Annotated in this window: 24 protein-coding genes; 20 read left to right on the forward strand and 4 right to left on the reverse strand. The window is 51.7% G+C overall.

Annotated elements, in window-relative coordinates:
• Nucleotides 1-15: 15 nt before the first annotated feature.
• From rseA to acpS, 10 genes are all read left to right on the forward strand, one after another.
• Nucleotides 16-663 (forward strand): anti-sigma-E factor RseA, encoded by a 648-nt coding sequence (rseA, locus tag MNO13_RS05470; protein WP_241939621.1) that lies wholly within the window; start codon nt 16-18, stop codon nt 661-663.
• Entirely contained in the window at nt 663-1619 is a 957-nt protein-coding gene (gene rseB, locus MNO13_RS05475; RefSeq protein WP_064544359.1) for a sigma-E factor regulatory protein RseB, read from the forward strand. The genes rseA and rseB overlap by 1 nt, the downstream gene beginning before the upstream one ends.
• Nucleotides 1616-2095 carry a SoxR-reducing system protein RseC gene (gene rseC / locus MNO13_RS05480; RefSeq protein WP_064544361.1) on the forward strand — a complete coding sequence of 160 codons (480 nt, stop codon included), beginning with the start codon at nt 1616-1618 and terminating at the stop codon, nt 2093-2095. Before rseB ends, rseC begins: the two co-directional genes overlap by 4 nt.
• A 205-nt stretch (nt 2096-2300) precedes the next feature.
• A complete protein-coding gene (lepA, locus tag MNO13_RS05485; RefSeq protein WP_064544363.1) occupies nt 2301-4100 on the forward strand; it encodes a translation elongation factor 4 in 1800 nt (599 codons plus the stop codon).
• Nucleotides 4101-4114: 14 nt separating this feature from the next.
• Nucleotides 4115-5089, forward strand: a complete 975-nt coding sequence (lepB, locus tag MNO13_RS05490) for a signal peptidase I (RefSeq protein ID WP_064544365.1) — start codon at nt 4115-4117, stop codon at nt 5087-5089.
• A gap of 171 nt (nt 5090-5260) precedes the next feature.
• Nucleotides 5261-5941: a ribonuclease III gene (rnc, locus tag MNO13_RS05495; RefSeq protein WP_064513123.1), complete on the forward strand. Its 681-nt coding sequence runs from the start codon at nt 5261-5263 to the stop codon at nt 5939-5941.
• Nucleotides 5941-6843 carry a GTPase Era gene (gene era, locus MNO13_RS05500; protein WP_064544367.1) on the forward strand — a complete coding sequence of 301 codons (903 nt, stop codon included), beginning with the start codon at nt 5941-5943 and terminating at the stop codon, nt 6841-6843. Before rnc ends, era begins: the two co-directional genes overlap by 1 nt.
• A 3-nt stretch (nt 6844-6846) precedes the next feature.
• Nucleotides 6847-7584 (forward strand): DNA repair protein RecO, encoded by a 738-nt coding sequence (gene recO, locus MNO13_RS05505; RefSeq protein WP_064544369.1) that lies wholly within the window; start codon nt 6847-6849, stop codon nt 7582-7584.
• Between the two features lie 75 nt (nt 7585-7659).
• Nucleotides 7660-8391 (forward strand): pyridoxine 5'-phosphate synthase, encoded by a 732-nt coding sequence (gene pdxJ, locus MNO13_RS05510; RefSeq protein WP_064544371.1) that lies wholly within the window; start codon nt 7660-7662, stop codon nt 8389-8391.
• Nucleotides 8391-8771 carry a holo-ACP synthase gene (acpS, locus tag MNO13_RS05515; protein ID WP_064544373.1) on the forward strand — a complete coding sequence of 127 codons (381 nt, stop codon included), beginning with the start codon at nt 8391-8393 and terminating at the stop codon, nt 8769-8771. The genes pdxJ and acpS overlap by 1 nt, the downstream gene beginning before the upstream one ends.
• Here the strand turns inward: acpS and MNO13_RS05520 are convergent.
• The gene (locus MNO13_RS05520) at nt 8768-9028 is read right to left on the reverse strand and encodes a YfhL family 4Fe-4S dicluster ferredoxin (RefSeq protein ID WP_064544375.1); all 261 of its coding nucleotides are present in this window, start codon (nt 9026-9028) and stop codon (nt 8768-8770) included. The two genes, acpS and MNO13_RS05520, sit on opposite strands and share 4 nt — an antisense overlap.
• A gap of 55 nt (nt 9029-9083) precedes the next feature.
• Nucleotides 9084-9932, reverse strand: coding sequence for a MurR/RpiR family transcriptional regulator (locus tag MNO13_RS05525; protein WP_064544377.1), 849 nt, complete (start codon nt 9930-9932; stop codon nt 9084-9086).
• Between the two features lie 126 nt (nt 9933-10058).
• Between MNO13_RS05525 and murQ the strand changes: the two genes are divergently transcribed.
• From murQ to tadA, 4 genes are all read left to right on the forward strand, one after another.
• On the forward strand, nt 10059-10952 hold the full coding sequence (murQ, locus tag MNO13_RS05530; protein WP_064544600.1) for an N-acetylmuramic acid 6-phosphate etherase: 894 nt from the start codon (nt 10059-10061) through the stop codon (nt 10950-10952).
• Between the two features lie 16 nt (nt 10953-10968).
• Nucleotides 10969-12336 carry a PTS transporter subunit EIIC gene (locus MNO13_RS05535; RefSeq protein WP_064544379.1) on the forward strand — a complete coding sequence of 456 codons (1368 nt, stop codon included), beginning with the start codon at nt 10969-10971 and terminating at the stop codon, nt 12334-12336.
• A 3-nt stretch (nt 12337-12339) separates the two neighbouring features.
• Nucleotides 12340-12978 (forward strand): phosphatidylglycerophosphatase C, encoded by a 639-nt coding sequence (yfhb, locus tag MNO13_RS05540; RefSeq protein ID WP_064544381.1) that lies wholly within the window; start codon nt 12340-12342, stop codon nt 12976-12978.
• Nucleotides 12979-13070: 92 nt separating this feature from the next.
• Nucleotides 13071-13541, forward strand: coding sequence for a tRNA adenosine(34) deaminase TadA (gene tadA, locus MNO13_RS05545; RefSeq protein ID WP_370090881.1), 471 nt, complete (start codon nt 13071-13073; stop codon nt 13539-13541).
• On the opposite strand, the gene mltF is transcribed toward tadA, so the two are convergent.
• A complete protein-coding gene (mltF, locus tag MNO13_RS05550; protein ID WP_232886340.1) occupies nt 13426-14994 on the reverse strand; it encodes a membrane-bound lytic murein transglycosylase MltF in 1569 nt (522 codons plus the stop codon). The two genes, tadA and mltF, sit on opposite strands and share 116 nt — an antisense overlap.
• Nucleotides 14995-15265: 271 nt before the next feature.
• Here mltF and purL point away from each other — a divergent pair, with 271 nt between their 5' ends.
• From purL to glnB, 5 genes are all read left to right on the forward strand, one after another.
• The gene (gene purL / locus MNO13_RS05555; RefSeq protein WP_241939622.1) at nt 15266-19153 is read left to right on the forward strand and encodes a phosphoribosylformylglycinamidine synthase; all 3888 of its coding nucleotides are present in this window, start codon (nt 15266-15268) and stop codon (nt 19151-19153) included.
• A 1054-nt stretch (nt 19154-20207) separates the two neighbouring features.
• Nucleotides 20208-21644, forward strand: a complete 1437-nt coding sequence (locus MNO13_RS05560) for a sensor histidine kinase (RefSeq protein ID WP_202914406.1) — start codon at nt 20208-20210, stop codon at nt 21642-21644.
• Complete coding sequence (gene qseG / locus MNO13_RS05565; RefSeq protein WP_064544389.1) at nt 21641-22309, forward strand: two-component system QseEF-associated lipoprotein QseG; 669 nt, start codon at nt 21641-21643, stop codon at nt 22307-22309. Before MNO13_RS05560 ends, qseG begins: the two co-directional genes overlap by 4 nt.
• On the forward strand, nt 22306-23643 hold the full coding sequence (gene glrR / locus MNO13_RS05570; protein WP_064544391.1) for a two-component system response regulator GlrR: 1338 nt from the start codon (nt 22306-22308) through the stop codon (nt 23641-23643). Before qseG ends, glrR begins: the two co-directional genes overlap by 4 nt.
• Before the next feature lie 49 nt (nt 23644-23692).
• Nucleotides 23693-24031 (forward strand): nitrogen regulatory protein P-II, encoded by a 339-nt coding sequence (gene glnB, locus MNO13_RS05575; RefSeq protein WP_002438074.1) that lies wholly within the window; start codon nt 23693-23695, stop codon nt 24029-24031.
• A 98-nt stretch (nt 24032-24129) separates the two neighbouring features.
• Here the strand turns inward: glnB and hmpA are convergent, their stop codons facing one another.
• Nucleotides 24130-25320, reverse strand: coding sequence for an NO-inducible flavohemoprotein (hmpA, locus tag MNO13_RS05580; protein WP_241939623.1), 1191 nt, complete (start codon nt 25318-25320; stop codon nt 24130-24132).
• A 346-nt stretch (nt 25321-25666) separates the two neighbouring features.
• On the opposite strand from hmpA, the gene glyA reads away from it, so the two are divergent.
• Nucleotides 25667-26920, forward strand: a complete 1254-nt coding sequence (gene glyA / locus MNO13_RS05585; RefSeq protein WP_121815087.1) for a serine hydroxymethyltransferase — start codon at nt 25667-25669, stop codon at nt 26918-26920.
• The last annotated feature ends 37 nt before the right edge of the window (nt 26921-26957 follow it).

Consider the following 26957-nt stretch of genomic DNA (forward strand, 5'->3'; position numbering starts at 1 on the left):
GAAGGGTAATTAGGCATGCAGAAAGAACAGCTTTCCGCTTTAATGGATGGGGAAACTCTGGATAGCGAACTGCTAAGTGTCTTGTCACAAGACAAATCATTGCAGCAAAGCTGGGAGAGCTACCACCTAATCCGCGATAGTATGCGCGGCGATACCAGTGAATTGCTTCATTTTGATATTGCAGCCAATGTTATGGCGGCAATCGAAAATGAACCAGTGCGTCATGTCACGCCACTTATTACTGAACAGCAGCCTGAACCTCAGCAATGGCAGAAAATGTCGTTCTGGAAAAAGGTACGTCCGTGGGCCAGCCAGCTTACCCAACTGGGTGTTGCAGCATGCGTATCGCTTGCGGTAATCGTTGGTGTGCAGCAATATAATGGCCAATCTGACAATCCTGCGCAGCCTGAAGCTCCTGTGTTCAACACTTTACCGATGATGGGTAAAGCGAGCCCGGTAAGCTTGGGTGTTCCGTCTGACAGCACTGCAAGTACTGGTCAGCAGCAGGTACAGGAACAACGTCGACGTATCAATGCTATGCTGCAAGATTACGAATTGCAGCGTCGTTTACACGCCGAGCAACTCCAGTTTGAACAGGCACAAACCCAGCAAGCTGCGGTACAAGTGCCAGGAAACCAAACGTTAGGAACTCAATCGCAGTAATGAAGCAACTTTGGTATGCACTGTCTCTTATGACAAGCAGCCTGTTGTTCAGCTCAAATGCCTCGGCGGACACAGTTTCGTCCGGGGCGTTGTTGCAGCAAATGAACCAGGCGAGTCAGTCACTCAATTATGAGTTGGCATTTATCAGTATTAATAAGCAAGGGATAGAGTCCTTACGCTATCGCCATGCAAGACTTGATAATCGTCCACTTGCGCAATTGCTTCAGATGGATGGCCCACGCCGAGAAGTTGTCCAGCGTGGCAGTGAAATCAGCTATTTTGAACCAGGGCTTGAGCCGTTTACGCTCACTGGTGATTACATTGTTGACTCGCTTCCATCAATCGTCTACACCGATTTCAAACGCTTAACACCTTATTACGACTTCATTTCTGTCGGACGAACTCGTATTGCCGACAGGCTGTGCGAAGTAATCCGAGTCGTGGCACGAGATGGCACGCGTTACAGCTATATGGTGTGGTTAGACTCGGAAACCAAATTACCTATGCGTGTTGATTTGCTGGACCGTGATGGTGAAACGCTGGAGCAATTCCGCGTTATTTCCTTCAACGTCAGCAAAGAAGCCAACGGCATGATGCAAAGCCTGGCGAAGGCGAATTTACCGCCATTGCTGTCAGTGCCGGGTGCTGAAAAAATCAATTTTGCCTGGGCACCGACCTGGTTGCCGCAAGGTTTTAGTGAGGTCTCCAGCAGCCGTCGTCCATTGCCGACTGTTGATGTTCCTATCGAATCTCGCCTGTATTCTGATGGTCTGTTCAGCTTCTCGGTCAACATTAGCCGTGCAGCCAGCAATAGCACCGATCAGCTACTGCGCACCGGGCGCCGCACGGTGAGTTCTGAAGTTCGGGATAAAACTGAAATTACGATCGTCGGTGAGCTTCCGCCACAAACAGCGAAACGTATTGCTGACAGTATCAAATTCAGGACTGCGCAATGATCAAGGAGTGGGCTACCGTTATCTCCTGGCAAAAAGGTGAAGCACTGTTAAGCTGTGACGTAAAAGCGTCATGCAGTAGCTGTGCTTCACGCGCAGGCTGCGGCAGCCGCATTCTCAACAAACTCGGCCCACAAACCAGCCACACCTTGTCTGTTGCTTGCGATACGCCGCTGGTGGCGGGGCAAAAAGTCGAATTGGGTATTGCTGAAGGCAGCCTGATAGGTTCTGCGTTGCTGGTTTATATGTCCCCATTGCTGGGCTTATTTCTGGTTTCGGGAGTGTTTCAGGCGCTGTTTGGTACCAACCTTGCGGCGATTTGCGGTGCTGTTCTGGGCGGCGTGGGCGGTTTTCTGATCGCGCGCGGGTTCTCATTAAAGCTCAGCCGCCGTGAAACCTGGCAACCTGTTATTCTCAGTGTCGCACTACCACCAAATGTTCTTAGAGTCGAAACGACGACTCCTGCGGATAGCCAGTAGAGTCTCCGATATCCGCAATCTGTTAGACACACTTTCTATAGGTCTTTCATCTCTCAGCTACGCTTGCATGATGACCTGTTTCCTCGCTTTCTCGTTGTAGTGTAGAATGCGGCGTTTCAGGCAAAAGACAGCCATTGACATCACGCTCTGTACAGCGCATTGCGCCGAGCTTTCCCGGATTTGTAAGGCATAAAAACCTCTAACTATGAAGAATATACGTAACTTTTCTATTATTGCCCACATCGACCACGGCAAATCGACGCTGTCTGACCGTATTATCCAAATTTGCGGCGGCTTGTCTGACCGTGAAATGGAAGCTCAGGTTCTTGACTCCATGGATCTGGAGCGTGAACGTGGTATTACCATCAAAGCGCAAAGCGTAACGTTGGATTACAAAGCATCAGATGGCGAAACCTATCATCTGAATTTCATCGACACCCCAGGCCACGTTGACTTCTCTTATGAAGTTTCCCGTTCTCTGGCAGCCTGCGAAGGTGCGCTGCTGGTGGTCGATGCTGGTCAGGGCGTAGAAGCTCAGACCCTGGCAAACTGCTATACCGCCATGGAAATGGATCTGGAAGTGGTTCCAGTTCTGAACAAAATTGACTTGCCAGCTGCCGATCCTGAACGCGCTGCGCAGGAAATTGAAGATATTGTTGGCATTGATGCCGCTGATGCAGTGCGCTGCTCGGCTAAAACCGGCTTTGGCGTAACAGATGTACTTGAACGTCTGGTGCGTGATATCCCGGGCCCAGAAGGTGATCCAGATGCGCCATTACAGGCACTGATCATCGATTCCTGGTTCGATAACTACCTCGGCGTTGTTTCTCTGGTTCGTATCAAAAACGGTACCATGAGAAAAGGCGACAAAATCAAAGTTATGAGCACCGGCCAGGTCTATAACGCTGACCGTTTGGGTATCTTCACGCCAAAACGTGTTGATCGCGATGTACTGGGTTGTGGTGAAGTTGGCTGGTTGGTTTGTGCGATCAAAGACATTCTCGGCGCACCGGTTGGCGATACCCTGACCCTTTCGCGTAACCCAGCAGATAAAGCGCTGCCAGGTTTCAAAAAAGTGAAACCACAGGTTTATGCGGGTCTGTTCCCGGTAAGCTCTGACGATTACGAAAACTTCCGTGATGCGTTGGGTAAATTGAGCCTGAACGATGCCTCCTTGTTCTTTGAGCCAGAAAGCTCAACGGCACTGGGCTTCGGCTTCCGTTGTGGCTTCCTTGGTCTGTTGCACATGGAAATCATTCAGGAACGTCTGGAACGTGAATACGACCTTGACCTGATTACCACAGCGCCAACCGTAGTTTACGAAGTTGAAACCACCAGCGGCGAAACAATTTATGTTGATAGCCCATCTAAGCTGCCAGCACTGAATAACATTGCTGAACTGCGTGAGCCAATCGCTGAATGTCATATGCTGATGCCACAGGAATATCTGGGCAGCGTCATCACTCTGTGTATCGAAAAACGTGGCGTACAGACCAACATGGTCTACCACGGTAACCAGGTTGCGTTGACTTACGAAATCCCGATGGCAGAAGTAGTACTCGACTTCTTCGACCGTCTGAAATCAACATCCCGTGGCTATGCTTCTCTGGACTATAACTTCAAACGTTTCCAGACCTCTGACATGGTACGTGTTGATGTACTGATTAACGGTGACCGTGTTGATGCTCTGGCATTGATCACTCACCGTGGCAACTCGCAGTTCCGTGGCCGTCAGTTGGTTGAGAAAATGCAGGAGCTGATCCCACGTCAACAGTTCGATATTGCGATTCAGGCGGCAATCGGCGCACATATTATTGCGCGTTCTACCGTGAAACAGTTGCGTAAAAACGTTCTGGCGAAATGCTACGGCGGTGACGTAAGCCGTAAGAAAAAGCTGTTGCAGAAACAGAAAGACGGTAAGAAGCGTATGAAGCAAGTCGGTAACGTCGAATTGCCTCAGGAAGCGTTCCTCGCCATTCTGCATGTCGGCAAAGACAGCAAATAAATTAAGGAGTTGGCATGGCGAATATGTTTGCGCTAATCCTCGTGATAGCGACGCTGGTAACGGGCCTTTTATGGTGTATCGATAAATTTATCTTTGCGCCAAAGCGTCAGGAAAAACAGGCGGCAGCGCAAGCTGCCACTGGTGATGCACTTGATAGCAAAACGCTAAAAAAAGTGGCACCTAAGCCAGGTTGGTTAGAAACGGGGGCATCCGTATTCCCGGTGCTCGCTATTGTCTTGATCGTGCGTTCGTTTATCTATGAACCGTTCCAGATCCCATCAGGATCAATGATGCCAACGTTATTAATTGGCGACTTTATTCTGGTGGAGAAATTTGCCTACGGCATTAAAGATCCGATTTACCAGAAAACGCTCATTGAAACGGGTCATCCAAAACGCGGTGATATTGTGGTCTTTAAATACCCGCAAGATCCTCGTCTGGATTACATCAAGCGTGCTGTTGGTTTACCGGGCGATCGCGTCAGTTACGATCCCGTTGCAAAAGAAGTCACGGTCCAGCCAAATTGCAGTTCTGGCCAGGCATGTGATAACGCTCTGCCAATTACTTACAGCAACGTAGAGCCGAGCGATTTCGTTCAGACCTTTGCGCGCCGTAACGGCAGTGAAGCGAATTCTGGTTTTTTCCAGTTGCCGCTGAACCAGACCAAAGAAGACGGTATCCGTCTGTCTGAGCGCAAAGAAACGTTGGGTGATGTAACTCACAACATATTGACGGTGCCAATCGCTCAGGATCAACTGGGGATGTACTACCAGCAACCAGGCCAACAACTGGCGACCTGGATTGTTCCACCAGGCCATTACTTCATGATGGGTGATAACCGCGATAACAGCGCTGATAGCCGTTATTGGGGCTTTGTTCCTGAGGCAAATCTGGTCGGTAAAGCGACGGCAATCTGGATGAGTTTTGAGAAACAAGAAGGTGAATGGCCAACGGGTGTTCGTTTAAGCCGTATTGGCGGAATTCATTGATCAATTAAATCTATTCAGATAACGACTTTCTATGTCGTTATCTATAGAATATCCCCCCGTATTAAGGTTGGCTCCTCTTAGAGGAGCCACGGCAAACGAAACAGCGTTGGTTCTCTTTTTCAGGTCTGTTCCGTGTGCTGAATAATTGACGCATTCATTAATTGGTATCGCATGAACCCCATCGTAATAAATAGGCTGCAGCGTAAGCTGGGCTACACTTTTGTACATCAGGATCTGTTGCAGCAGGCATTAACGCATCGCAGTGCCAGCAGCAAGCACAATGAGCGTCTGGAATTCCTGGGTGACTCAATTCTTAGCTACGTTATCGCAAACGCGCTTTACCATCGTTTCCCTCGTGTTGACGAGGGCGATATGAGCCGTATGCGTGCGACGCTGGTGCGCGGAAATACGCTGGCAGAAATTGCCCGCGAATTTGAATTAGGCGAATGTCTGCGCCTTGGGCCGGGTGAATTGAAAAGCGGTGGTTTCCGCCGCGAATCTATTCTGGCCGATACCGTCGAAGCCTTAATTGGTGGTGTTTTCCTCGACAGCGATATCCAGAACGTTGAGCGCTTAATTCTTTCCTGGTATCAATCTCGTCTGGATGAAATTAGCCCAGGCGATAAGCAAAAAGACCCTAAGACGCGTCTGCAAGAGTATTTGCAGGGTCGCCACTTGCCACTGCCATCTTATTTGGTGGTGCAGGTTCGTGGTGAAGCGCACGATCAGGAATTTACCATTCACTGTCAGGTGAGTGGCCTGCCTGAGCCGGTCGTTGGTACCGGTTCAAGCCGCCGTAAAGCGGAACAGGCTGCAGCTGAGCAGGCGCTTATCAAGCTGGAGCTGGAATAATGAGCGAAGAACAAACCTTTTGCGGATTCGTGGCCATCGTTGGTCGCCCGAATGTCGGCAAATCCACGCTGCTAAACCAGTTGCTTGGGCAAAAAATCTCTATTACTTCCCGTAAAGCGCAGACCACTCGTCACCGCATTATGGGCATCCATACTGAAGGTCCGTATCAGGCGATTTACGTCGATACCCCAGGGCTGCATATGGAAGAAAAACGTGCCATCAACCGCCTGATGAACAAAGCTGCCAGCAGCTCCATCGGTGACGTTGAGCTGGTTATCTTTGTGGTTGAAGGCACTAAGTGGACCGCAGATGACGAGATGGTGCTTAACAAACTGCGTGACGCGCGAGCGCCGGTAATTCTTGCGGTGAACAAAGTCGATAACGTCCAGGATAAAGGCGTTTTGCTGCCGCACCTGCAATTCCTCGGTAGCCAGATGAACTTCCTCGATATCGTGCCTATTTCTGCTGAAAACGGCATGAACGTGGATACTATCGCCAGCATCGTGCGTAAACGTCTGCCAGAAGCGATTCATCACTTCCCGGAAGATTACATCACTGACCGTTCTCAGCGTTTCATGGCTTCTGAAATCATCCGTGAAAAGCTGATGCGTTTCCTTGGCGCGGAATTACCGTATTCCGTGACCGTTGAAATTGAACAGTTTGTGACTAACGCTCGCGGTGGTTACGACATCAATGGTTTGATTCTGGTTGAACGTGAAGGCCAGAAGAAAATGGTGATTGGCAACAAAGGCGCCAAAATCAAAACCATCGGTATCGAAGCGCGTAAAGACATGGAAGATATGTTTGAAGCGAAAATTCACCTGGAATTGTGGGTGAAGGTTAAATCCGGCTGGGCAGATGACGAGCGCGCGTTGCGCAGCCTCGGCTACACAGACGACTAACCAATGGAAGGCTGGCAACGGGCTTTTGTCCTGCATAGTCGCCCCTGGAGCGAAACCAGCCTTCTGCTAGACCTCTTTTCTGAAGAGTCCGGGCGCGTTCGTTTAATTGCGAAAGGCGCTCGCTCTCGCCGCTCTAACCTTAAAGGGACTCTACAACCCTTTACCCCTTTGCTGGTTCGCTGGGGCGGTCGTGGTGAAGTCAAAACACTGCGTAGCGCCGAAGCTGTCTCACTGGCACTTCCACTTAGTGGTATTACGCTCTACAGCGGCCTGTACGTGAATGAACTGGTTTCACGCGTGCTGGAAGATGAAACGCGTTTCTCTGAATTATTTTTCGACTACCTTCATTGCATTCAGGCATTAGCGGGTACCAGCGGCTCGCCGGAGCCGGCATTGCGCCGATTTGAATTGGCTCTGCTGGGGCACCTGGGATATGGCGTGGATTTCCTGCACTGCGCAGGAAGCGGGGAAGAAGTCAGCGACACCATGACTTATCGCTATCGTGAAGAGAAAGGGTTTATCGCGAGCCTGGTGGTGGATAACCGTAGTTTCACTGGGCATGAACTCAAAGCTCTCGCCAATCGCGAATTCCCTGATATTGCATCCTTACGCGCCGCGAAACGTTTTACCAGAATGGCGCTGAAACCTTACCTCGGTGGCAAACCGCTTAAAAGCCGCGAATTATTCCGCCAGTTTGTGCCTAAAATTCCACCACTCAAATCACCGCAAGACCCGCAATAACGTCTGGTCGTAGCCATGCTTTCCTTACCCGGTGTAAACTGCCTGAACTCAAACCGTTCTGACCCGAGGAAAGGCATGTCTAAATTACTGTTAGGCGTCAATATCGATCACATCGCAACTTTACGTAACGCACGTGGCACGGCATACCCAGACCCAGTGCAGGCGGCATTTATCTGCGAACAAGCAGGGGCTGACGGTATTACCGTTCACCTGCGTGAAGATCGCCGGCACATCACCGATCGCGATGTACGCATCTTGCGCCAGACCCTCGACACACGTATGAATCTGGAAATGGCCGTTACCGAAGAGATGCTTGATATTGCTTGCGAAACCAAGCCTCATTTCTGCTGCCTTGTGCCAGAAAAGCGTCAGGAAGTGACTACCGAAGGCGGGCTAGATGTCGCCGGTCAACTGGATAAAATGCGTGATGCCTGCAAACGGCTGGCCGATGCTGGCATTCTGGTTTCTCTGTTTATTGATGCTGACCACGCGCAAATTGATGCAGCGGTAGCTGTTGGCGCGCCATATATCGAAATTCACACCGGCTGCTACGCTGATGCAAAAGACGACGTGACTCAAGCCAAAGAACTGGCGCGTATTGCCGAAGCTGCAACCTATGCCGCCGGAAAAGGCCTGAAAGTGAACGCCGGACACGGGCTGACTTATCACAACGTCAAAGCTATTGCCCGTTTGCCAGAAATGCATGAGCTGAATATCGGCCATGCAATAATTGGCCGTGCGGTAATGAGCGGTTTGAAAGAAGCGGTAGCAGAAATGAAACGTCTGATGCTGGAAGCACGTAGCTAATGGCTATTCTTGGCCTTGGCACCGATATCGTGGAGATAGCGCGTATCGAAAGCGTTATCTCACGTTCCGGCGACCGCCTGGCGAAGCGTGTGCTTAGTGCCAATGAATGGCTGCAATACCAGGCGCACCAGCAGCCGGTGCGCTTTCTTGCCAAACGCTTTGCAGTAAAGGAAGCTGCAGCCAAAGCGTTTGGGACAGGAATTCGCAATGGCCTGGCGTTTAATCAGTTCGAGGTTTTTAACGATCCACTAGGCAAACCGCAATTACGGTTTTGGGAAGAGGCGGAACGAGTCGCGCAAAGAATGGGCGTGCGCTCAGTGCATGTTACGCTTGCCGATGAACGGCACTATGCGTGTGCAACGGTAATTATTGAGAACTAAAGTTTGTCTGCATGATGCAACTGAACGAACTTGTCCCACAGTTGCTCCTGGTTCTCAATATGCGCCGGATCGCTAATGATAGTATTCGGGATCGGACAGACTTTCTGGCAGGTTGGCGTTTCGTAATGCCCGACGCATTCAGTGCAGCGATCGGTGTTGATCTCATAAATGCTCTCCCCCATGGAAATAGCTTCGTTCGGGCACTCCGGCTCGCACATATCGCAGTTAATACATTTTTTAGTGATGAGCAGTGCCATGGGAAGATCTCGATAACAACAGAAACAGGGCGGGCATTATACGCCCAATCACCGGTCAAACCAGTTTTTTTACCAGTGCTTCACTGTGGCGAATTCGCCCCGGCGCATGTTCCAAATCCCTTTGTACCAGCGCCATAAACAGAAGGTCGGTCAGCATCATTTGCGCGCTGGTGGATGAAATTGCCGCGCTGCGTGTCGCCTGTTCTTCAGCGATGGTATACAGGCAAAGAGTGGCGCGTTGTTGTAAAGCGTTTGGCGTAAAACCGGTAATCGCGAGGATTTTTGCTCCGGTACGCAGGGTTTCATCAGCGGCAAGATTTATCTCACGCCGTTCACCAGAATAGGAAATAGCCAATAGCACGTCGTCACTGCTTGAAGCTTGGGCCGTCGCCAGTAATGCATGCATGTCCTGCTCCGCCACCGCATTAATACCAATTTTCATCAACTTCCAGGAAAAATTCTTGGCAACCAGGCCAGAGGCGCCAATACCTACCAGTAGCACCCGGCGTGCATTGCGCAACATATCCACACTCGCTAGCAGTTTTTCTTCACTGTTGACATCAAGCGTGGCACGCATCGCGGCCAAATTATCCTTAATCAGCTTTTCGCCCACTAACCGCAGTGGGTCATCACCCAATATCAGATTATGAACAGGCACAGATTGTGGTTCCTGGCCGCTGGCCAGCGCTTCACTGATTGCCAGTTTCAGAGCCGGAAAGCCTTTGAACCCCAGTTTTTGGGAAAATTTCACCACGCTGGACTGGCTGACACCTGCCTCGGTGGCAAGCTGCTGTGAACTTAAATGGCGCGCGTAGTCGGGCTTCTCCAGCAAAAAGTCAGCCAGTCTACGGTCGCTTTGTGCCAGGGTTGGGTAGCGGCTTCGAATACGCAATAAGCAGTTCATGTCCTCTCCAGTCCGTCGGGTCAATTATGTGAGCGGCTCCATAATAACGTAAATTACGCTCGCCTGAATGAATTTAATATTCCATCATGTAGAAACTTTAAGGAATTAAATATTCAAAGGCACATGATGAATCTCGGCTCACTCGTTTCTGAAACTCGTAATCCACAAACCATGGATCTCGATTGTCTCTCTACACTTGAAATGGTCCAGCGCTTTAATCAACAGGATGCCCTGGTGGCAGAGGCTGTTGAGAAAACACTGCCCGAAGTTGCCAAAGCCGTTGATGCTGCCGCTGTGTCGCTTCAGGCGGGTGGCCGTTTGATTTATATGGGCGCGGGAACTAGCGGACGGTTAGGTGTGCTGGACGCCTCAGAATGCCCGCCGACTTTTGGCGTGCCACACGGTCTGGTGATTGGTTTAATCGCCGGTGGCCCTGGCGCATTACTGAAAGCCGTCGAAGGTGCTGAAGACAACCAGCAATTGGGCGAGGACGACCTGAAAGCCCTGGAGCTAACCGCCAACGACATGGTGGTTGGGCTTGCTGCGTCAGGCCGCACGCCGTATGTGATTGGTGGCCTGCGTTATGCGCGCAATCTTGGCTGTCGTACCGCAGCGATTTCCTGTAATCCAGGTTCTGCCATTGCACTGGAAGCTGAAATTGCCATTTCTCCGGTCGTCGGCCCGGAAGCCCTGACGGGTTCCACGCGTCTGAAATCAGGCACTGCGCAAAAACTGGTGCTGAATATGGTTTCCACTGGCGCGATGGTGAAACTGGGTAAGGTTTACCAGAACCTGATGGTCGATATGAAAGCCACCAATATTAAGCTTGTGGATCGGGCGTGTCGTATTGTCATGGAAGCGACCGGAGCCGCTCGTATTGATGCTGAAAATGCGCTCAAACAAACAGATTACGAAGTGAAGCCCGCCATTCTAATGATACTCACTGGTGTGGATGCGCAGACGGCTTACACGCGTCTGGCAGACAGCAATGGTTATCTTCGCCCAGCACTGAAAAACTAAAAGCAGGCACTGAATCATGGATATGACAGCAACTCTTGCCAGTGAAATATTGCTTGGAATCGGTGGGCAGGCAAATATCGCCCGTCTGGAAAACTGTATGACACGCGTACGCGTCGAAGTACATGACGATAACCAGCTTGATATTGCCCGTCTGAAGAAACTGCCGGGAGTTAGCGGCTATGTGAAACAAGGAACGCAGCATCAGCTTATTGTTGGGCCGGGTCGTGCAGCTCAGGTAGTCGATGCCATGCGTGAACTGTTGCAAAGCAATGGTCAAACGCTCTTAGCAGAAGACGATATTGCGCAGAATAAAGCTCAGGCGAAAGCGCGTTATCAGGCTCCGATGAGCGAAGCGCTGCGTAAACTGGCCAACGTCTTTATTCCATTGATTCCTGCTTTTATTGCTTCAGGGCTTATCACCGGGATTATTAATATCCTCAAACGCCCGGATATTGTGGGTGACCTTGCCACGCAGTATCCGAACATTCTCGGCTTACTTGCCATCTTCGGTAGTGCCGTGTTTGCTATCATGAATATTCTGGTGGGCGTAAATGCCGCTAAAGTATTCGGCGGCTCAATGGCGATGGGCGGCGTGATGGCCGGGATTCTTTCCAGCCCGCAACTGGCGCAAATCCACCTGTTTGGCGAAAACCTGCAACCGGGGCGCGGCGGGGTTATCGCGGTGTTGCTGGTGGTGGCGCTGATGTGCTGGATTGAAAAACGGTTACGCAAGTTATTGCCAGGTTCAATTGAGCTGATCCTCAACCCACTGCTGACCACCTTAATTACTGCATCGATTGCGATTGTGGCGTTACAACCGCTGGGTGGCCTGATTTCTGATGCGATTGCCCACGGTGCGACCCTGGCAATTGATAAAGGTGGACTGGTGGTCGGTGCAATACTTTCTGGCGTCTTCCTGCCGCTAGTCTTGTCGGGGTTACATCAGGGACTGGTGCCGATTCATGTTGAGCTTATCCAGACACACGGCCAAAACGCTTTGCTGCCCATTCTGGCGATGGCCGGTGTCGGGCAGGTCGGGGCGGCACTGGCGGTATTGCTGAAAACGCGTAACCAACGCCTGAAAAAACTGATTAAAGGCGCATTACCCGTTGGGTTGCTGGGTATCGGTGAACCGTTGATTTTCGGGGTAACGTTGCCGTTGGGTAAACCATTTATCGGCGCCTGTTTAGGCGGCGCGGTGGGTGGGGCGCTCATCAGTTACTGGAAAGTGGCGACTGTCATCACCTTCGGAATTTCAGGTTTACCGCTGGCATTAACCATTGTTGCCGGAAAAGTGATGTTCTATCTGTTAGGCTTTCTGATAGCGGTTATCGCCGGGTTCTTATTTACATGGTTTATGGGCTTTAATGATCCAGAGGAGTAACGTTTGGCAACTCAGAGTGAGCGTCGGGTAGTTTTTTTCGATTTAGATGGCACGCTGCATCAGCAGGATATGTTCGGCAGCTTCTTGCGCTACTTGCTGCGCCATCAGCCCCTCAATCTGTTACTTGTCATTCCGCTTCTGCCGGTGATCGGTGGCGCGTTATTGTTTAAGGGGCGCGCCGCTCGCTGGCCAATGAGCCTGTTGTTGTGGGGCGCAACCTTCGGTCACAGCGAAACGCGCCTCAAGCAACTGGAAACGAATTTCGTGACGTGGTTCCGTGAGCGCGTGACTGCATTCCCCGTAGTACAACAGCGCCTGACCGATTACCTGACCAGTTCAGATGCTGATGTCTGGCTTATCACCGGCTCCCCACAACCGCTGGTGCAGCAGGTTTATTTCGATACGCCGTGGCTGCCAAAAGTGAAGCTTATCGCCAGCCAAATCAAGCGCTCCCACGGTGGGTGGGTACTCACATTGCGTTGCCTCGGGCATGAAAAAGTGTCACAGCTGGAACAACAAATCGGCACGCCACTGCAACTCTACAGTGGTTACAGCGACAGCAATCAAGACAACCCGCTACTCTTTTTCTGCCAGCACCGCTGGAGGGTTACACCGCAGGGTAATCTCCAGCAACTCGAATAATTCCGTCTCTTGTAACGACTGTGTATAATGCGCCGCCCTAAGCTAGCCCGGAGAGTCCCTTGTCAGAAAGTGAATTTACCCACGAACACTGGATGCGTCATGCGCTGACCCTTGCACGTCGTGCGTGGGAAGAAGGTGAAGTTCCGGTTGGTGCGGTGCTGGTGCATAACAACCAGGTGATTGGCGAAGGCTGGAACCGACCGATTGGTAGACACGATCCGACAGCGCATGCGGAAATTATGGCGCTGCGCCAGGGTGGGTTGGTGTTGCAAAATTATCGCCTGCTGGAAACCACACTTTACGTCACCCTTGAGCCTTGCGTCATGTGTGCAGGCGCGATGGTTCATGGCCGCATCGGCCATTTAGTCTTTGGCGCGCGTGATGCCAAAACTGGCGCGATTGGATCGCTAATGGATGTGCTGGGCCATCCTGGTATGAATCACCAGGTTAATGTGACTGAGGGCGTAATGGCAGCAGAGTGTTCGGCAATGTTGAGCGATTTTTTTCGCGCTCGTCGCCTTGAGAAAAAGGCCCTAAAGGAAAAGGCCCGAAGTGCGGAGTAGCCCGATCTTCAGCGTCAGCGACGGGATCTTGTAGTGCATTTTCTTCTTCTTGTTTTTCCGTTTGCGCTATCAGTTTCTCTTTTTCGAGCAAATATCCCACCAGGCTAATGTAATATTTGCGGATATTCTCCACATAGGCATACGCCTCATGACCACGGGCGTAACCATACTTTGTTTTCGAGTAGTACTGTTTTTGGCTAAGTAGCGGCAGGCGCATTTTGACGTCCGCCCAGCTGTCCGGATTACCTTTTTGCTTCGCCGTCAGTTGACGGGCATCCAGCATATGAGCGTATCCCATGTTATAGGCGGTCAGCGCAAACCAAATTTGTTCATCCTTTGGCACACTGTCAGGGACTTTCGTCATCATATCTCTCAGATAACGGCTTCCTCCTTCAATACTTTGCTCTGGATCTAACCGGTCAGTCACTCCAAGGCTTTGTGCGGTATTTTTGGTCAGCATCATCAACCCACGCACACCGGTTGGCGAGGTCGCCTGGTTATCCCAATGTGATTCCTGATAAGAGATGGCAGCCAGCAAACGCCAGTCTATTTCGGTGGCATGTTTTTCAAAGAGTGGCTGTAGCTCTGGCAGCACGGAATCTACCGCTTTGAGGAAGGTGCGGGTATCGACATAATCAAAATCGCCAACATGGCCGAGATATTTTTCTTCGAGGCGTGCAAAGGTGTCGTCGCTATTGAGACGGTTATAAAAGTCGAGCAGGGCAGCGGAAAGGCTGTCGTCGCTATCTAATGCGCTAAACCACGTCACCGGCTGCTCGTCGGTGATATCCAGTGCGACAGCCAACTGTGGATGAACGCGCTGGAAGGTGCTGATTGCCACGGAATCGGCAATGGTAAATGCAATCTTCCCATCCACGACTTGCTGCATCAGCTCTGTACTGCTGAGCTGATTATCAATGCGCCAGCTTAAATCCGGGTATTTCTGTTGTTTAAGTTTGTTCAATGCGCCCAGCGATGTGACGCCAGGTGACAGCACCAGCTGGTTTTCTTTGATGCCCGCCAACGTCTTTGGGCGTTGGCTACCCATGCGATAAACCATCTGCTGGGAAACGGAATAATATGCCGGCCCTGCCTGGTAATGCTGGCTACGTTGTGTGTCATACACCAGACCCGCTGCGATAATATCGGCCCGGCCACTATCAATGTCGTCAAACAGTTCCTGAATATTTGGGCGAACAGTCACTTCCAGCTTCACGTCCAGATACCTGGCAAACTGTTCCGCCAGCTCATAATCGAGGCCAATTTTTTTGCCCTGATAAAGGGTGTAGGTCAGCGGTGACTCAATAGTACTGACGCGCAAAACCCCCCGCGCTTGAATGGCGGCGATGCGGTTTTCGGCTTGTCCGAACCAGGGAATGGAGGGCCAGAGCGCCACTGCCAGCAACACGGTTACGGCACCGATAAGCAGATAATTAATCTTAAATCTTTTCAAGTATTTAATCTGCAACGAGGCGTCGAGTTTTCGCTAACAACAGAGCATCAAAAATGGAGGTTATACAATAAGGTGTGGCGCATTTTGCTTAACAAAACGCCACTGTGCAACTTATTCAACATTTATGGCTAAATTCTCGCCACTGAAAACTAATCCGTTTATTTATACGCAAACGGTTTCGTCAAGGCCGCGGATTCTCTATAATGGCGCCCGTTTTCCCCTTGCGCCCACTGAAGCGTCCCCCTGGCGTTTCGAAGACGAGAGATCTTTGATGATGGAAATTCTGCGTGGTTCGCCCGCTTTATCGGCATTTCGTATTAACAAATTACTGGCCCGCTTTAATGACGCCAACCTTCCGGTCAGCGACATTTATGCCGAGTATGTTCACTTTGCCGATCTTGACGCGCCGCTGAGCGCTGATGAGCAAGCCCGTCTGCAACGGTTGTTGAAATATGGTCCAACCCTTGCCGACCACGCCCCGACCGGCCACCTGATTCTGGTCACGCCGCGTCCTGGTACCATCTCACCCTGGTCCTCTAAAGCGACTGATATTGCCCATAACTGCGATTTAGCCAAAGTTAAGCGTCTGGAACGCGGTGTGGCTTATTACGTGTCTGGCAGCACGCTGACAGATGCACAGCGCCAGCAAGTTGCCGCACTACTGCATGACCGCATGATGGAAAGCGTGTTTGACTCGCTCAATGATGCCCAGCAACTGTTCTCTCAACATCAGCCTGCTCCAGTGCAAAGTGTTGATCTGTTAACGCAAGGTCGCGAAGCGCTGGTTGAAGCTAACATCCGTCTGGGTCTGGCACTGGCAGAAGACGAAATCGATTATTTGCAGGATGCGTTTAGCAAACTGGGGCGCAACCCGAACGATATCGAGCTGTATATGTTCGCGCAGGCTAACTCCGAACATTGCCGCCACAAAATTTTCAACGCTGACTGGATTATTGACGGCGTAGAACAGCCTAAATCGCTGTTTAAAATGATTAAAAACACCTTTGAGAAAACCCCGGACTACGTGTTATCGGCTTATAAAGATAACGCCGCAGTGATGGAAGGTTCGGTCGTCGGGCGTTTCTTTGCCGATCATGAAGCGGGCCGCTATGACTACCACCAGGAAGATGCGCACATCCTGATGAAAGTCGAAACCCACAACCACCCAACTGCTATTTCCCCATGGCCGGGTGCCGCGACAGGTTCCGGTGGCGAAATCCGTGATGAAGGTGCGACAGGCCGTGGTGCTAAACCTAAAGCCGGTCTGGTCGGTTTCTCGGTTTCCAACTTGCGTATTCCTGGCTTTGAGCAGCCGTGGGAAGAAGATTTTGGCAAGCCAGACCGTATCGTAACGGCGCTGGATATTATGACCGACGGCCCATTGGGCGGTGCGGCATTTAACAACGAATTTGGTCGTCCGGCGCTGACAGGTTACTTCCGCACTTACGAAGAGCAAGTCAACAGCCACAACGGCGTAGAATTGCGCGGTTACCACAAGCCAATTATGCTGGCGGGCGGTATTGGCAACATTCGTGCTGACCACGTTCAGAAGGGCGAAATCACCGTTGGCGCGAAACTTATCGTGCTCGGTGGCCCATCCATGAACATCGGTTTGGGTGGCGGTGCTGCTTCTTCTATGGCTTCAGGTCAGTCTGACGCGGATCTGGATTTTGCATCCGTACAGCGCGACAACCCAGAAATGGAACGTCGTTGCCAGGAAGTTATCGACCGTTGCTGGCAGTTGGGCGATGCCAACCCAATCCTGTTTATTCATGATGTCGGCGCGGGTGGCCTCTCCAACGCAATGCCAGAACTGGTGAGCGATGGTGGGCGTGGTGGGCGTTTCGAACTACGTGACATTCTGAACGACGAGCCGGGCATGAGCCCGCTGGAAGTATGGTGTAACGAATCCCAGGAACGTTATGTCCTGGCGGTTGCTCCAGACCAGTTGCCGCTGTTTGACGAACTGTGCCGCCGCGAACGCGCGCCGTACGCCGTCATTGGTGAAGCCACCGAAGAAAAACATCTGACACTCAACGATAGCCATTTCGACAACCAGCCGATTGATATGCCGCTGGACGTTCTGCTTGGTAAAACGCCAAAAATGGAACGTAACGTTGAAACTCTGAAAGCAACAGGTGATGCGCTGGATTGCCGCAATATCACCATTGCTGATGCGGTCAATCGCGTGCTGCACTTGCCGACCGTGGCAGAAAAAACCTTCCTGGTCACCATTGGCGACCGTTCGGTAACCGGTATGGTTGCTCGCGACCAGATGGTTGGGCCGTGGCAGATTCCGGTCGCTAACTGTGCGGTCACCACCGCGAGCCTCGATAGCTACTACGGTGAAGCGATGTCTCTTGGCGAACGCGCACCAGTTGCATTGCTGGACTTTGCGGCATCAGGTCGCCTGGCGGTTGGTGAAGCACTGACTAACATTGCGGCGACGCAAATTGGCGCGCTGAACCGAATTAAGCTCTCGGCAAACTGGATGTCCGCAGCCGGTCACCCTGGTGAAGACGCCGGTCTTTACGAAGCCGTGAAAGCCGTGGGTGAAGAACTTTGCCCAACGCTCGGCCTGACTATTCCGGTGGGCAAAGACTCCATGTCGATGAAAACCCGCTGGCAGGAAGGTAACGAACAGCGTGAGATGACTTCTCCGCTGTCGCTGGTTATTACTGCATTTGCCCGTGTGGAAGATGTTCGTCGTACCGTGACGCCACAACTGCAAACTGAAGATAATGCCTTATTGCTTATTGATTTAGGCGCAGGCCACAACGCATTGGGCGCTACCGCGCTGTCTCAGGTTTACCGTCAACTGGGCAACAAACCTGCGGACGTGCGCAGTGCTGAACAACTGAAAGGCTTCTTTAACGCGATTCAGGCGTTGGTTGCCGAGCAGAAATTGCTGGCCTACCACGACCGTTCTGACGGCGGCCTGCTGGTGACACTGGCCGAAATGGCCTTCGCGGGTCACTGCGGCGTGGAAGCTGACATCGCAACCCTCGGTAAAGACCATCTGGCAGCACTGTTCAACGAAGAGTTGGGCGCAGTGATTCAGGTTAAAGCTGCTGACCGTGATGCGGTTGAGAAAACCCTGGCAGAGCATGGCCTGGCTGATTGTGTTCACTTCCTCGGTAAAGCCGTGGCGGGTGACCGTTTCACGCTGACGGCTGACGGCCACGCGGTATTTAGCGAAAGCCGAACGACGCTTCGCATGTGGTGGGCAGAAACCACCTGGCAGATGCAGCGTCTGCGCGACAACCCAGAGTGTGCCGATCAGGAACATGAAGCGAAAGCCAATGACAACGATCCTGGCCTGAACGTTAAATTGAGCTTCGATATCAAAGAAGATATCGCAGCACCGTTTATCGCGACGGGTGCGCGCCCGAAAGTTGCCGTACTGCGTGAGCAGGGCGTTAACTCACACGTTGAAATGGCTGCGGCCTTCCATCGTGCGGGCTTTGATGCCATCGACGTGCATATGAGTGACTTGCTGGCAGGCCGTCGCGGTCTGGAAGATTTCCAGGCGCTGGTAGCTTGTGGTGGCTTCTCTTACGGCGACGTACTGGGCGCAGGTGAAGGTTGGGCGAAGTCCATTCTGTTTAACTCCCGCGTGCGTGATGAGTTCGAAACCTTCTTCCACCGTCCACAAACCCTGGCGTTGGGCGTGTGTAACGGCTGCCAGATGATGTCGAACCTGCGTGAACTGATTCCGGGCAGCGAACTGTGGCCGCGTTTTGTGCGCAACCATTCAGACCGCTTTGAAGCACGCTTCAGCCTGGTGGAAGTCACTTCTAGCCCGTCGTTGCTGCTGCAAGGCATGGTGGGCTCGCACATGCCAATCGCGGTTTCTCACGGTGAAGGGCATGTTGAAGTACGCGATACGGCACATCTCGCGGCACTCGAAAGCAAAGGGCTGGTGGCGCTGCGCTTTATCGACAACTTCGGCAAAGTGACACAAAACTACCCGGCGAACCCGAACGGTTCACCAAACGGCATAACGGCGGTCACCAACGAAAGCGGGCGCGTCACGATTATGATGCCGCACCCGGAGCGCGTGTTCCGTACCGTTAGCAACTCCTGGCACCCTGCTGAGTGGGGCGAAGATAGCCCGTGGATGCGTATTTTCCGCAATGCGCGTAAGCAACTGGGTTAATTAACCACCCTCATCCTGACCTTCTCCCTGAGGGAGAAGGGACTTTGACTTTCCTCCTCTCCTGGGGGCTGTCTCTTAGTCACATCTTTGAGGGCCGCTCCCGACGGCTGGACCCTGCCACCTGGAGTCAAAATGGAGGCGATTTAAGCCGGACCAGAAATTCAAGGTCAAAGTCAAAAACCAGGCCGGTTTTGACCTTGTTCCCGGCTTCAGTCGCACCGTTTTTTACCCTTCAGTCGGGGTCACGTGGCCGGGAGCCACGTGAGAGAGCGATCGTCGGGAACGAATCGCGAACGACCCCGAATGTTGGGTGAAAAACGGTGTTTACCGCTTTAGCGGCGATTGATTTGCCGGGCGCCTGGATTATCAAGGTGTTGGCGTTAACACCTTGATACGTTCACCGTTTTCAGGAATTAAAGAGATAGCTGAACGCACGGGTGAACGGAATACCTGCGAGGCTAACAGATCTTACCCTGACAAAATTGCCAGGGTGAGTTGTGTATGTATAAGAGACAGCTCCCGTTGGAGAGGGCCGGGGTAAGGGCAAACAAATATGTCCCCAATCCCCGACACTACCTCACCCTGAATGTCTCCTAAAGGAGACATTTATCTTATTGATTTAAAGTGGTTTAATTTTTCATTAATAATATTGTTGCAAATTAGCGACACTATGTGCAAAAAACAAACAAATTCATAAGCAAGCATTACTGCAAATAAACATAATAAAAACATTTAGTTGTCTATTTTGTAGCAAATGTGGCACACATACTGCATAATACTGCGCAGTGGCTCATTCACCTTCTTATGTCAGCCCCCGCAAGGGTAGTGCTACATAAACCATAGAATGACGCACACAAGGTGCCTGCCGTCCGACTTTTGATTATTGCCAGCTTCGTGCTGCTTTATCATGCTCCGGGCGAAACGTTGAGTAAGGCACCGCCTGATTTCAGAACAAAGGCAGAGATTATTCTCTGCCTTTGTCATTTCTGAACTTTAAACTCCCCCCATTCCCAGCTAGCATCGAATTATTCACAATCCCAATGAGATGAAGCTATTGAACCAGTGGCATTTTTTCCCGCGCTCTTTACGCCAGCTTGTGATGATGGCTTTTTTGTTGGTGTTGGTGCCGCTGCTGGTTCTGGCATGGCAAGCCTGGCAAAGCCTCAACGCACTTAGCGATCAAGCGGCACTCACCAACCGCACTACGCTGGTGGATGCCCGTCGTAGCCAGGCTATGACGAACGTGGCGCTGGAAATGGAACGTAGCTACCGGCAGTACTGTGTGCTGGATGACGCCACGCTTGCCACGCTTTATCAAGGGCAGCGTAAGCGTTATGCGCAAATGCTAGAAGCCCATCAAGGGGTTTTACCGGACAATCAACTTTATAGCGCTCTACGCCAGTCGCTAAACGATCTTGCCGAAATACAATGTAAAAATAGCGGGCCAGATGTCGCCGCTTCTGCACACCTTGAAACCTTCGCCACCAAAAATGCCGAAATGGTACAAGCCACACGCGCGGTGGTCTTTTCCCGTGGGCAACAACTTCAGCAAGAAATCGCCGAGCGCGGGCAATTCTTTGGCTGGCAGGCGCTGGTTTTATTCCTGTTGAGTTTCGCGTTGGTAATGATCTTTACGCGCATGATTATCGGTCCGGTAAAAGGCATTGAGCGGATGATTAATTTGCTTGGCGAAGGGCATTCACTGGGCAATACGGTATTGTTTAAAGGCGGGCCGCGCGAACTGCGTTCTGTCGGGCAGCGGATTGTCTGGTTAAGCGAGCGCTTGTCGTGGCTCGAATCCCAGCGCCATGAATTTTTGCGCCATATTTCCCATGAACTAAAAACGCCACTCGCCAGTATGCGTGAAGGCACCGAACTGCTTGCCGACCAGGTCGTCGGGCCACTGACTAACGACCAAAAAGAAGTGGTAGAAATTCTCGATAATAGTAGCCGTCACTTACAAAAATTGATTGAGCAATTACTGGATTACAACCGCAAACTAGCGGATGTTCCGGTCGAACTTGAAAAAGTTGAGATCAAACCGCTGATGGATGTGATTATCGCCGCTCACAGTTTGCCAGCACGGGCTAAAATGATGCGTACCGAGTGCCACTTTAGCCCGCAGGCTTGCCTCGCGGAACCCATGTTGTTAGCCAGTGTGCTGGATAATCTCTATTCCAATGCGGTGCACTATGGGTCTGAATCCGGTACCATTTATCTGCGAAGCTCGCAGGTCGGAAACATGCTACTGATTGATGTCGCGAATACCGGCGACCCCATTCCGGCTGCAGAGCGAGAGATGATTTTTGTACCTTTTTATCAGGGAAGCCACCAGCGTAAAGGTGCGGTAAAAGGTAGCGGTCTGGGTCTGAGTATTGCCCTGGATTGTATTCGTCGCATGCGTGGCGAATTGCACCTGATTGACGATGAAACGGCAGATGTTTGCTTCCGGATCGAGTTACCTGTATTTCCCGAGAAAAATAAAAAATGAAAGTGACGATTTTTAGTCCGCTGTCAGCATTGCTACTGCCTTTGTTGCTGGCGAGTTGTGTACAAAACACAGCACCGAAAGATGTTAAACACCCGCCACACGTTGAAGAACCAGAACAACAACTGGCTGATTACCTGTCGACGAATTGTGATGATATCTGGCAAAACCAAAGCCAGGATTCCATGAGCAACCCGCTGTACTGGCTGCGTGCGATGGATTGCTCTGAACGTTTAGCGCCCGCAGAAGCACGAGCGGAAGCCCGTCGCTGGCCGGCCGATAACTGGCGTGACACTTTCAAGCGCGGCATTTTGCTCTCTAACGCCAAAATTTCCCCCACTGAACGTCGTCGTTACATGACGAAGTTGGATGCCATGACCGCTGATGTCCCGGCGCAAGTGCGTTCGTTGTTCCAGGTCTGGCGTGATGGCCAGGCTTCTCTACTGGCGCTTTCTGACGAACGCTCGCGCTATAGCAAATTGCAGCAAAGTTCAGACAATGAACTCGATACGCTGCGTGAGCAGCAGCAACGGCTCAGAAGCCAGTTAAGTTTGACCACCCGGAAACTGGAAAACCTTACGGATATTGAACGCCAGCTTTCGAACCGTAAACCGGCCGTTGCCGAACTACCGGACAACACCAAACCCGCGCAGGAGGCGAAACCATGACACAGCGTAAACCCGCCAGATTGCTGTTGGTTGATGACGATCCTGGTCTGCTAAAACTTCTTGGCATGCGTCTGACCAGCGAAGGTTACACCGTCTCAACCGCGGAAAGTGGTGCTGAGGGGTTGCGTCTGTTGGGTCGAGAAAAAATCGACCTGGTTATCAGCGATCTGCGAATGGATGAAATGGATGGGATGGCATTATTTGCCGAAATCCAGAAAGTGCAGCCAGGGATGCCGGTCATTATTTTGACCGCCCACGGCTCTATTCCTGACGCGGTTGCCGCCACACAGCAGGGTGTTTTTAGCTTCCTGACCAAACCCGTTGATAAAGACGCGCTCTACAAAGCCATCGACGATGCGTTGTCGCACTCGCACATCGCCGGAGATGAAATGTGGCGCGATACTATCGTCACCCGCAACCCAGTCATGCAGCGTTTACTGGAACAAGCACGCATGGTCGCGCAGTCTGATGTTAGCGTGCTGATTAACGGGCAAAGCGGTACTGGTAAAGAAATTCTCGCCCAGGCGATTCATAACGCCAGCCCACGCAGCAAAAAGGCCTTTATCGCCATTAACTGTGGCGCACTACCGGAACAATTGCTGGAATCTGAACTGTTCGGCCATTCACGCGGCGCATTCACCGGCGCAGTCAGCAGCAGAGAAGGGCTGTTCCAGGCCGCAGAAGGCGGGACATTGTTTCTTGATGAGATTGGCGATATGCCGATTCCGTTACAGGTTAAATTGTTACGTGTGTTGCAGGAACGCAAAGTGCGCCCATTGGGCAGTAATCGCGACCTCGACATCGACGTACGTATCCTGTCGGCAACTCACCGTGATTTACCCAAAGCGATGGAGCGCGGCGAGTTTCGTGAAGACTTGTTCTATCGCCTGAATGTGGTGAGTCTCAAGATCCCGGCACTGCATGAACGCGCCGAAGATGTGCCGTTGCTGGCAAATCACCTGTTACGGCAATCAGCCGATCGCCATAAACCTTTCGTGCGTAGTTTCTCGACCGACGCCATGAAACGCCTGATGGCAGCAAGCTGGCCGGGTAACGTGCGCCAGTTAGTCAACGTGATAGAACAATGCGTGGCCCTGACTTCCGCTCCGGTTATCAGCGAAGCGTTGGTTCAACAGGCGCTGGAAGGGGAAAACACCGCACTGCCGACTTTTGTCGAAGCGCGTAATCAGTTTGAGCTGAATTACCTGCGCAAATTGCTGCAAATGACCAAGGGAAATGTCACTCAAGCGGCACGTATTGCGGGGCGTAACCGGACAGAATTCTACAAACTACTCTCACGGCATGAACTCGATGCCAATGACTTTAAAGAGTAGTCTGTGGTAGTTTGAGCAATCGACGAAGTGCGGGATGACAGAGAGAATTATGAAAAAAATTGATGCGATTATTAAACCGTTCAAACTGGATGACGTGCGCGAAGCGCTGGCAGAAGTTGGCATCACCGGCATGACGGTAACAGAAGTAAAAGGTTTTGGTCGTCAGAAAGGGCACACCGAACTGTACCGTGGTGCTGAGTACATGGTGGACTTCCTGCCGAAAGTGAAAATTGAAATTGTCGTGACCGACGATATCGTCGATACCTGCGTGGACACCATTATTCGTACCGCGCAAACCGGTAAAATCGGCGATGGTAAAATCTTTGTCTTTGACGTGGCGCGCGTGGTGCGTATCCGTACTGGGGAAGAAGACGACGCCGCGATTTAATCCGCATCGTTTGCCCTCACCCTAACCCTCTCCCTCAGGAGAGGGGATTTTCTTTTCTCCCTCGCCCCTTTGGGGAGAGGGCCGGGGTGAGGGGAAAATCACATCACCTTATGCGGGCCAAAACACTCATAGTTAATTCGGCTCTGCTCAACGCCCAACTTCACTAACTGCTCCGCTGCAAAACGCATAAAGCTCACCGGGCCGCATAGGTAAAACTGCATATCCGGCGTATTGATTTTGCTCTCCAGTGCAACCAAATCCATCAAGCCTTCGCTATCGAATTTTGACTGTGCACGGCAGTCCGCGCTCGGTGTGCGGTACCACACGTGGCTATCAAAACGTGGCAACTGCGCACCCAGCACATTCACTTCGTCGGCAAACGCATGCACGTCGCCATGCTCTGCGGCGTGGAACCAGTTCACCTGGGCTGCATGTTTAGCTTTTGCCAGCGTATCCAGCATTGCCAGCATCGGTGTCTGGCCAACGCCAGCTGAAATCAGCGTAACCGGCGTTTGCGCGTTCACGTCCATAAAGAAATCACCCGCCGGAGCGGCAAGATGCAGTTCATCGCCTACTTGTGCGTGATTGTGCAACCAGCTTGAAACCTGGCCCTGGTCTTCACGTTTCACCGCAATGCGATAGCTTTTACCATCTGGCTTGCGGGTCAGTGAATACTGGCGAATTTCCTGATGCGGGAACCCTTCTGGTTTCAGCCACACGCCGAGGTATTGGCCAGGCTGATAATCCGCGACCGGTTTGCCATCCACGGGTGCAAATTCAAAACTGGTGATAAGCTGGCTTTGCGGCTCTTTTGCCACAATGCGGAAAGCACGCGTGCCTTCCCAGCCGCCATTTTTCGCCGCGTTATCCTGGTAGATTTCCGCTTCACGGTTGATAAACACACCCGCCAGCACGCCATACGCCTTGCCCCACGCATCCAGCACTTCCTGGCCTGGGCTGAACAGCTCATCCAGCGTTGCTAACAGGTGGCCGCCGACGATGTCGTACTGCTCAGGTTTAATCTGGAAACTGGTGTGCTTCTGGGCGATTTTTTCTACCGCAGGCAGTAACACCGCCAGATTTTCAATATTCGTCGCATAAGCACAGATGGCATTAAACAGCGCTTCACGCTGATCGCCATTGCGCTGGTTACTCATATTGAAGATCTCTTTTAGCTCAGGGTTATGGCTGAACATACGATCGTAAAAGTGTGCGGTAAGTTTTGGGCCGGTTGCTGCAAGCAGGGGAATGGTGGATTTCACAACAGCGATAGTCTGGGCATCAAGCATGGTATAGCTCCATTTTCTGACATTAAAATTTAATAGTGCATTTAAAATGCATCTTATAAAACTCTCCGCTAAAAAAAAAGCACTACATTGTAAATGGATACTGACTGAGTCGATTCGGCTCACAGAACGTGAAATTTATGCATGTTGATGATGAATTAATATCCGCTGAAATAGCTTGCCACTTTCCCCTTCAAACCCTTGCAGGACGCCAAGCCAATCGTTTGCGTAAAAACCTCTGTCAAGGCCTATCACCCAGCACTGTTTCGGTTTACACTGTTGCCCGTCGCCCAAAAGGGCACCCTCGTTGCTGTAAATTTTTACTGTTAGCTGAGTTTAGGAGATGCGGATGTTAAAGCGTGAAATGAACATTGCCGATTATGATGCCCAACTGTGGCAGGCTATGGAGCAAGAAAAAGTACGTCAGGAAGAGCACATTGAACTGATCGCCTCCGAAAACTACACCAGCCCGCGCGTGATGCAGGCTCAGGGTTCTCAGTTAACCAACAAATATGCAGAAGGCTACCCAGGCAAACGCTACTACGGCGGTTGCGAATATGTTGACGTGGTTGAGCAATTGGCTATCGACCGTGCAAAAGAGCTGTTCGGCGCTGATTACGCTAACGTGCAGCCGCACTCAGGTTCACAGGCTAACTTCGCGGTCTACACCACGCTGCTGGAACCAGGCGACACCGTTCTGGGTATGAACCTGGCGCACGGCGGCCACCTGACTCACGGCTCCCCGGTAAACTTCTCCGGCAAGCTGTACAACATCGTTCCTTACGGCATCGATGAATCCGGTCATATCGATTACGCAGATCTGGAAAAACAAGCCAAAGAACACAAACCGAAAATGATCATCGGTGGTTTCTCTGCTTATTCTGGTGTGGTTGACTGGGCAAAAATGCGTGAAATCGCCGACATGGTTGACGCGAAACTGTTCGTTGATATGGCACACGTTGCGGGTCTGATTGCCGCAGGCGTTTACCCTAACCCGGTTCCACACGCTCACGTTGTGACTACTACTACGCACAAAACGCTGGCAGGCCCACGCGGTGGTTTGATCCTCGCGAAAGGCGGCAGCGAAGAGCTGTACAAGAAACTGAACTCTGCAGTATTCCCAGGCGCGCAGGGCGGCCCACTGATGCACGTCATCGCGGGTAAAGCTGTCGCACTGAAAGAAGCGATGGAGCCAGAGTTCAAAACTTACCAGCAGCAAGTGGCCAAAAACGCGAAAGCGATGGTTGCTGTGTTCCTGGAGCGGGGCTACAAAGTGGTGTCTGGCGGTACTGACAACCACCTGTTCCTGCTGGACTTGGTTGATAAAAACCTGACCGGTAAAGAAGCCGATGCTGCATTGGGTCGTGCGAACATCACCGTCAACAAGAACAGCGTACCAAACGATCCGAAGAGCCCGTTTGTGACTTCCGGTATCCGTATCGGTACCCCTGCGGTGACTCGTCGTGGCTTCACTGAAGCTGACGTTCGTGAACTGGCTGGCTGGATGTGTGATGTGCTGGATAGCATCAACGACGAAGCGGTTATCGAGCGTACTAAGCAAAAAGTTCTGGATATCTGCGCACGTTTGCCTGTTTACGCATAATCCCAGACTTGTAAGATCTGAAAGCCGAGACTGATGA

The sequence above is a fragment of the Buttiauxella ferragutiae genome (assembly GCF_022637515.1).
GTDB classification, from domain to species: domain Bacteria; phylum Pseudomonadota; class Gammaproteobacteria; order Enterobacterales; family Enterobacteriaceae; genus Buttiauxella; species Buttiauxella ferragutiae.

What these genes read in the sequence shown, in the direction of transcription:
- pdxJ (WP_064544371.1), top strand. Translation starts at nt 7,660, where the DNA reads ATGTCTAAATTACTGTTAGGCGTCAATATCGATCACATCGCAACTTTA.
- MNO13_RS05520 (WP_064544375.1), bottom strand. Translation starts at nt 9,028, where the DNA reads ATGGCACTGCTCATCACTAAAAAATGTATTAACTGCGATATGTGCGAG.
- tadA (WP_370090881.1), top strand. Translation starts at nt 13,071, where the DNA reads ATGCGTCATGCGCTGACCCTTGCACGTCGTGCGTGGGAAGAAGGTGAA.
- glnB (WP_002438074.1), top strand. Translation starts at nt 23,693, where the DNA reads ATGAAAAAAATTGATGCGATTATTAAACCGTTCAAACTGGATGACGTG.
- murQ (WP_064544600.1), top strand. Translation starts at nt 10,059, where the DNA reads ATGAATCTCGGCTCACTCGTTTCTGAAACTCGTAATCCACAAACCATG.
- glyA (WP_121815087.1), top strand. Translation starts at nt 25,667, where the DNA reads ATGTTAAAGCGTGAAATGAACATTGCCGATTATGATGCCCAACTGTGG.
- glrR (WP_064544391.1), top strand. Translation starts at nt 22,306, where the DNA reads ATGACACAGCGTAAACCCGCCAGATTGCTGTTGGTTGATGACGATCCT.
- acpS (WP_064544373.1), top strand. Translation starts at nt 8,391, where the DNA reads ATGGCTATTCTTGGCCTTGGCACCGATATCGTGGAGATAGCGCGTATC.
- hmpA (WP_241939623.1), bottom strand. Translation starts at nt 25,320, where the DNA reads ATGCTTGATGCCCAGACTATCGCTGTTGTGAAATCCACCATTCCCCTG.
- lepB (WP_064544365.1), top strand. Translation starts at nt 4,115, where the DNA reads ATGGCGAATATGTTTGCGCTAATCCTCGTGATAGCGACGCTGGTAACG.
- rnc (WP_064513123.1), top strand. Translation starts at nt 5,261, where the DNA reads ATGAACCCCATCGTAATAAATAGGCTGCAGCGTAAGCTGGGCTACACT.
- rseA (WP_241939621.1), top strand. Translation starts at nt 16, where the DNA reads ATGCAGAAAGAACAGCTTTCCGCTTTAATGGATGGGGAAACTCTGGAT.
- era (WP_064544367.1), top strand. Translation starts at nt 5,941, where the DNA reads ATGAGCGAAGAACAAACCTTTTGCGGATTCGTGGCCATCGTTGGTCGC.
- purL (WP_241939622.1), top strand. Translation starts at nt 15,266, where the DNA reads ATGATGGAAATTCTGCGTGGTTCGCCCGCTTTATCGGCATTTCGTATT.
- qseG (WP_064544389.1), top strand. Translation starts at nt 21,641, where the DNA reads ATGAAAGTGACGATTTTTAGTCCGCTGTCAGCATTGCTACTGCCTTTG.
- rseC (WP_064544361.1), top strand. Translation starts at nt 1,616, where the DNA reads ATGATCAAGGAGTGGGCTACCGTTATCTCCTGGCAAAAAGGTGAAGCA.
- MNO13_RS05525 (WP_064544377.1), bottom strand. Translation starts at nt 9,932, where the DNA reads ATGAACTGCTTATTGCGTATTCGAAGCCGCTACCCAACCCTGGCACAA.
- recO (WP_064544369.1), top strand. Translation starts at nt 6,847, where the DNA reads ATGGAAGGCTGGCAACGGGCTTTTGTCCTGCATAGTCGCCCCTGGAGC.
- lepA (WP_064544363.1), top strand. Translation starts at nt 2,301, where the DNA reads ATGAAGAATATACGTAACTTTTCTATTATTGCCCACATCGACCACGGC.
- MNO13_RS05535 (WP_064544379.1), top strand. Translation starts at nt 10,969, where the DNA reads ATGGATATGACAGCAACTCTTGCCAGTGAAATATTGCTTGGAATCGGT.
- rseB (WP_064544359.1), top strand. Translation starts at nt 663, where the DNA reads ATGAAGCAACTTTGGTATGCACTGTCTCTTATGACAAGCAGCCTGTTG.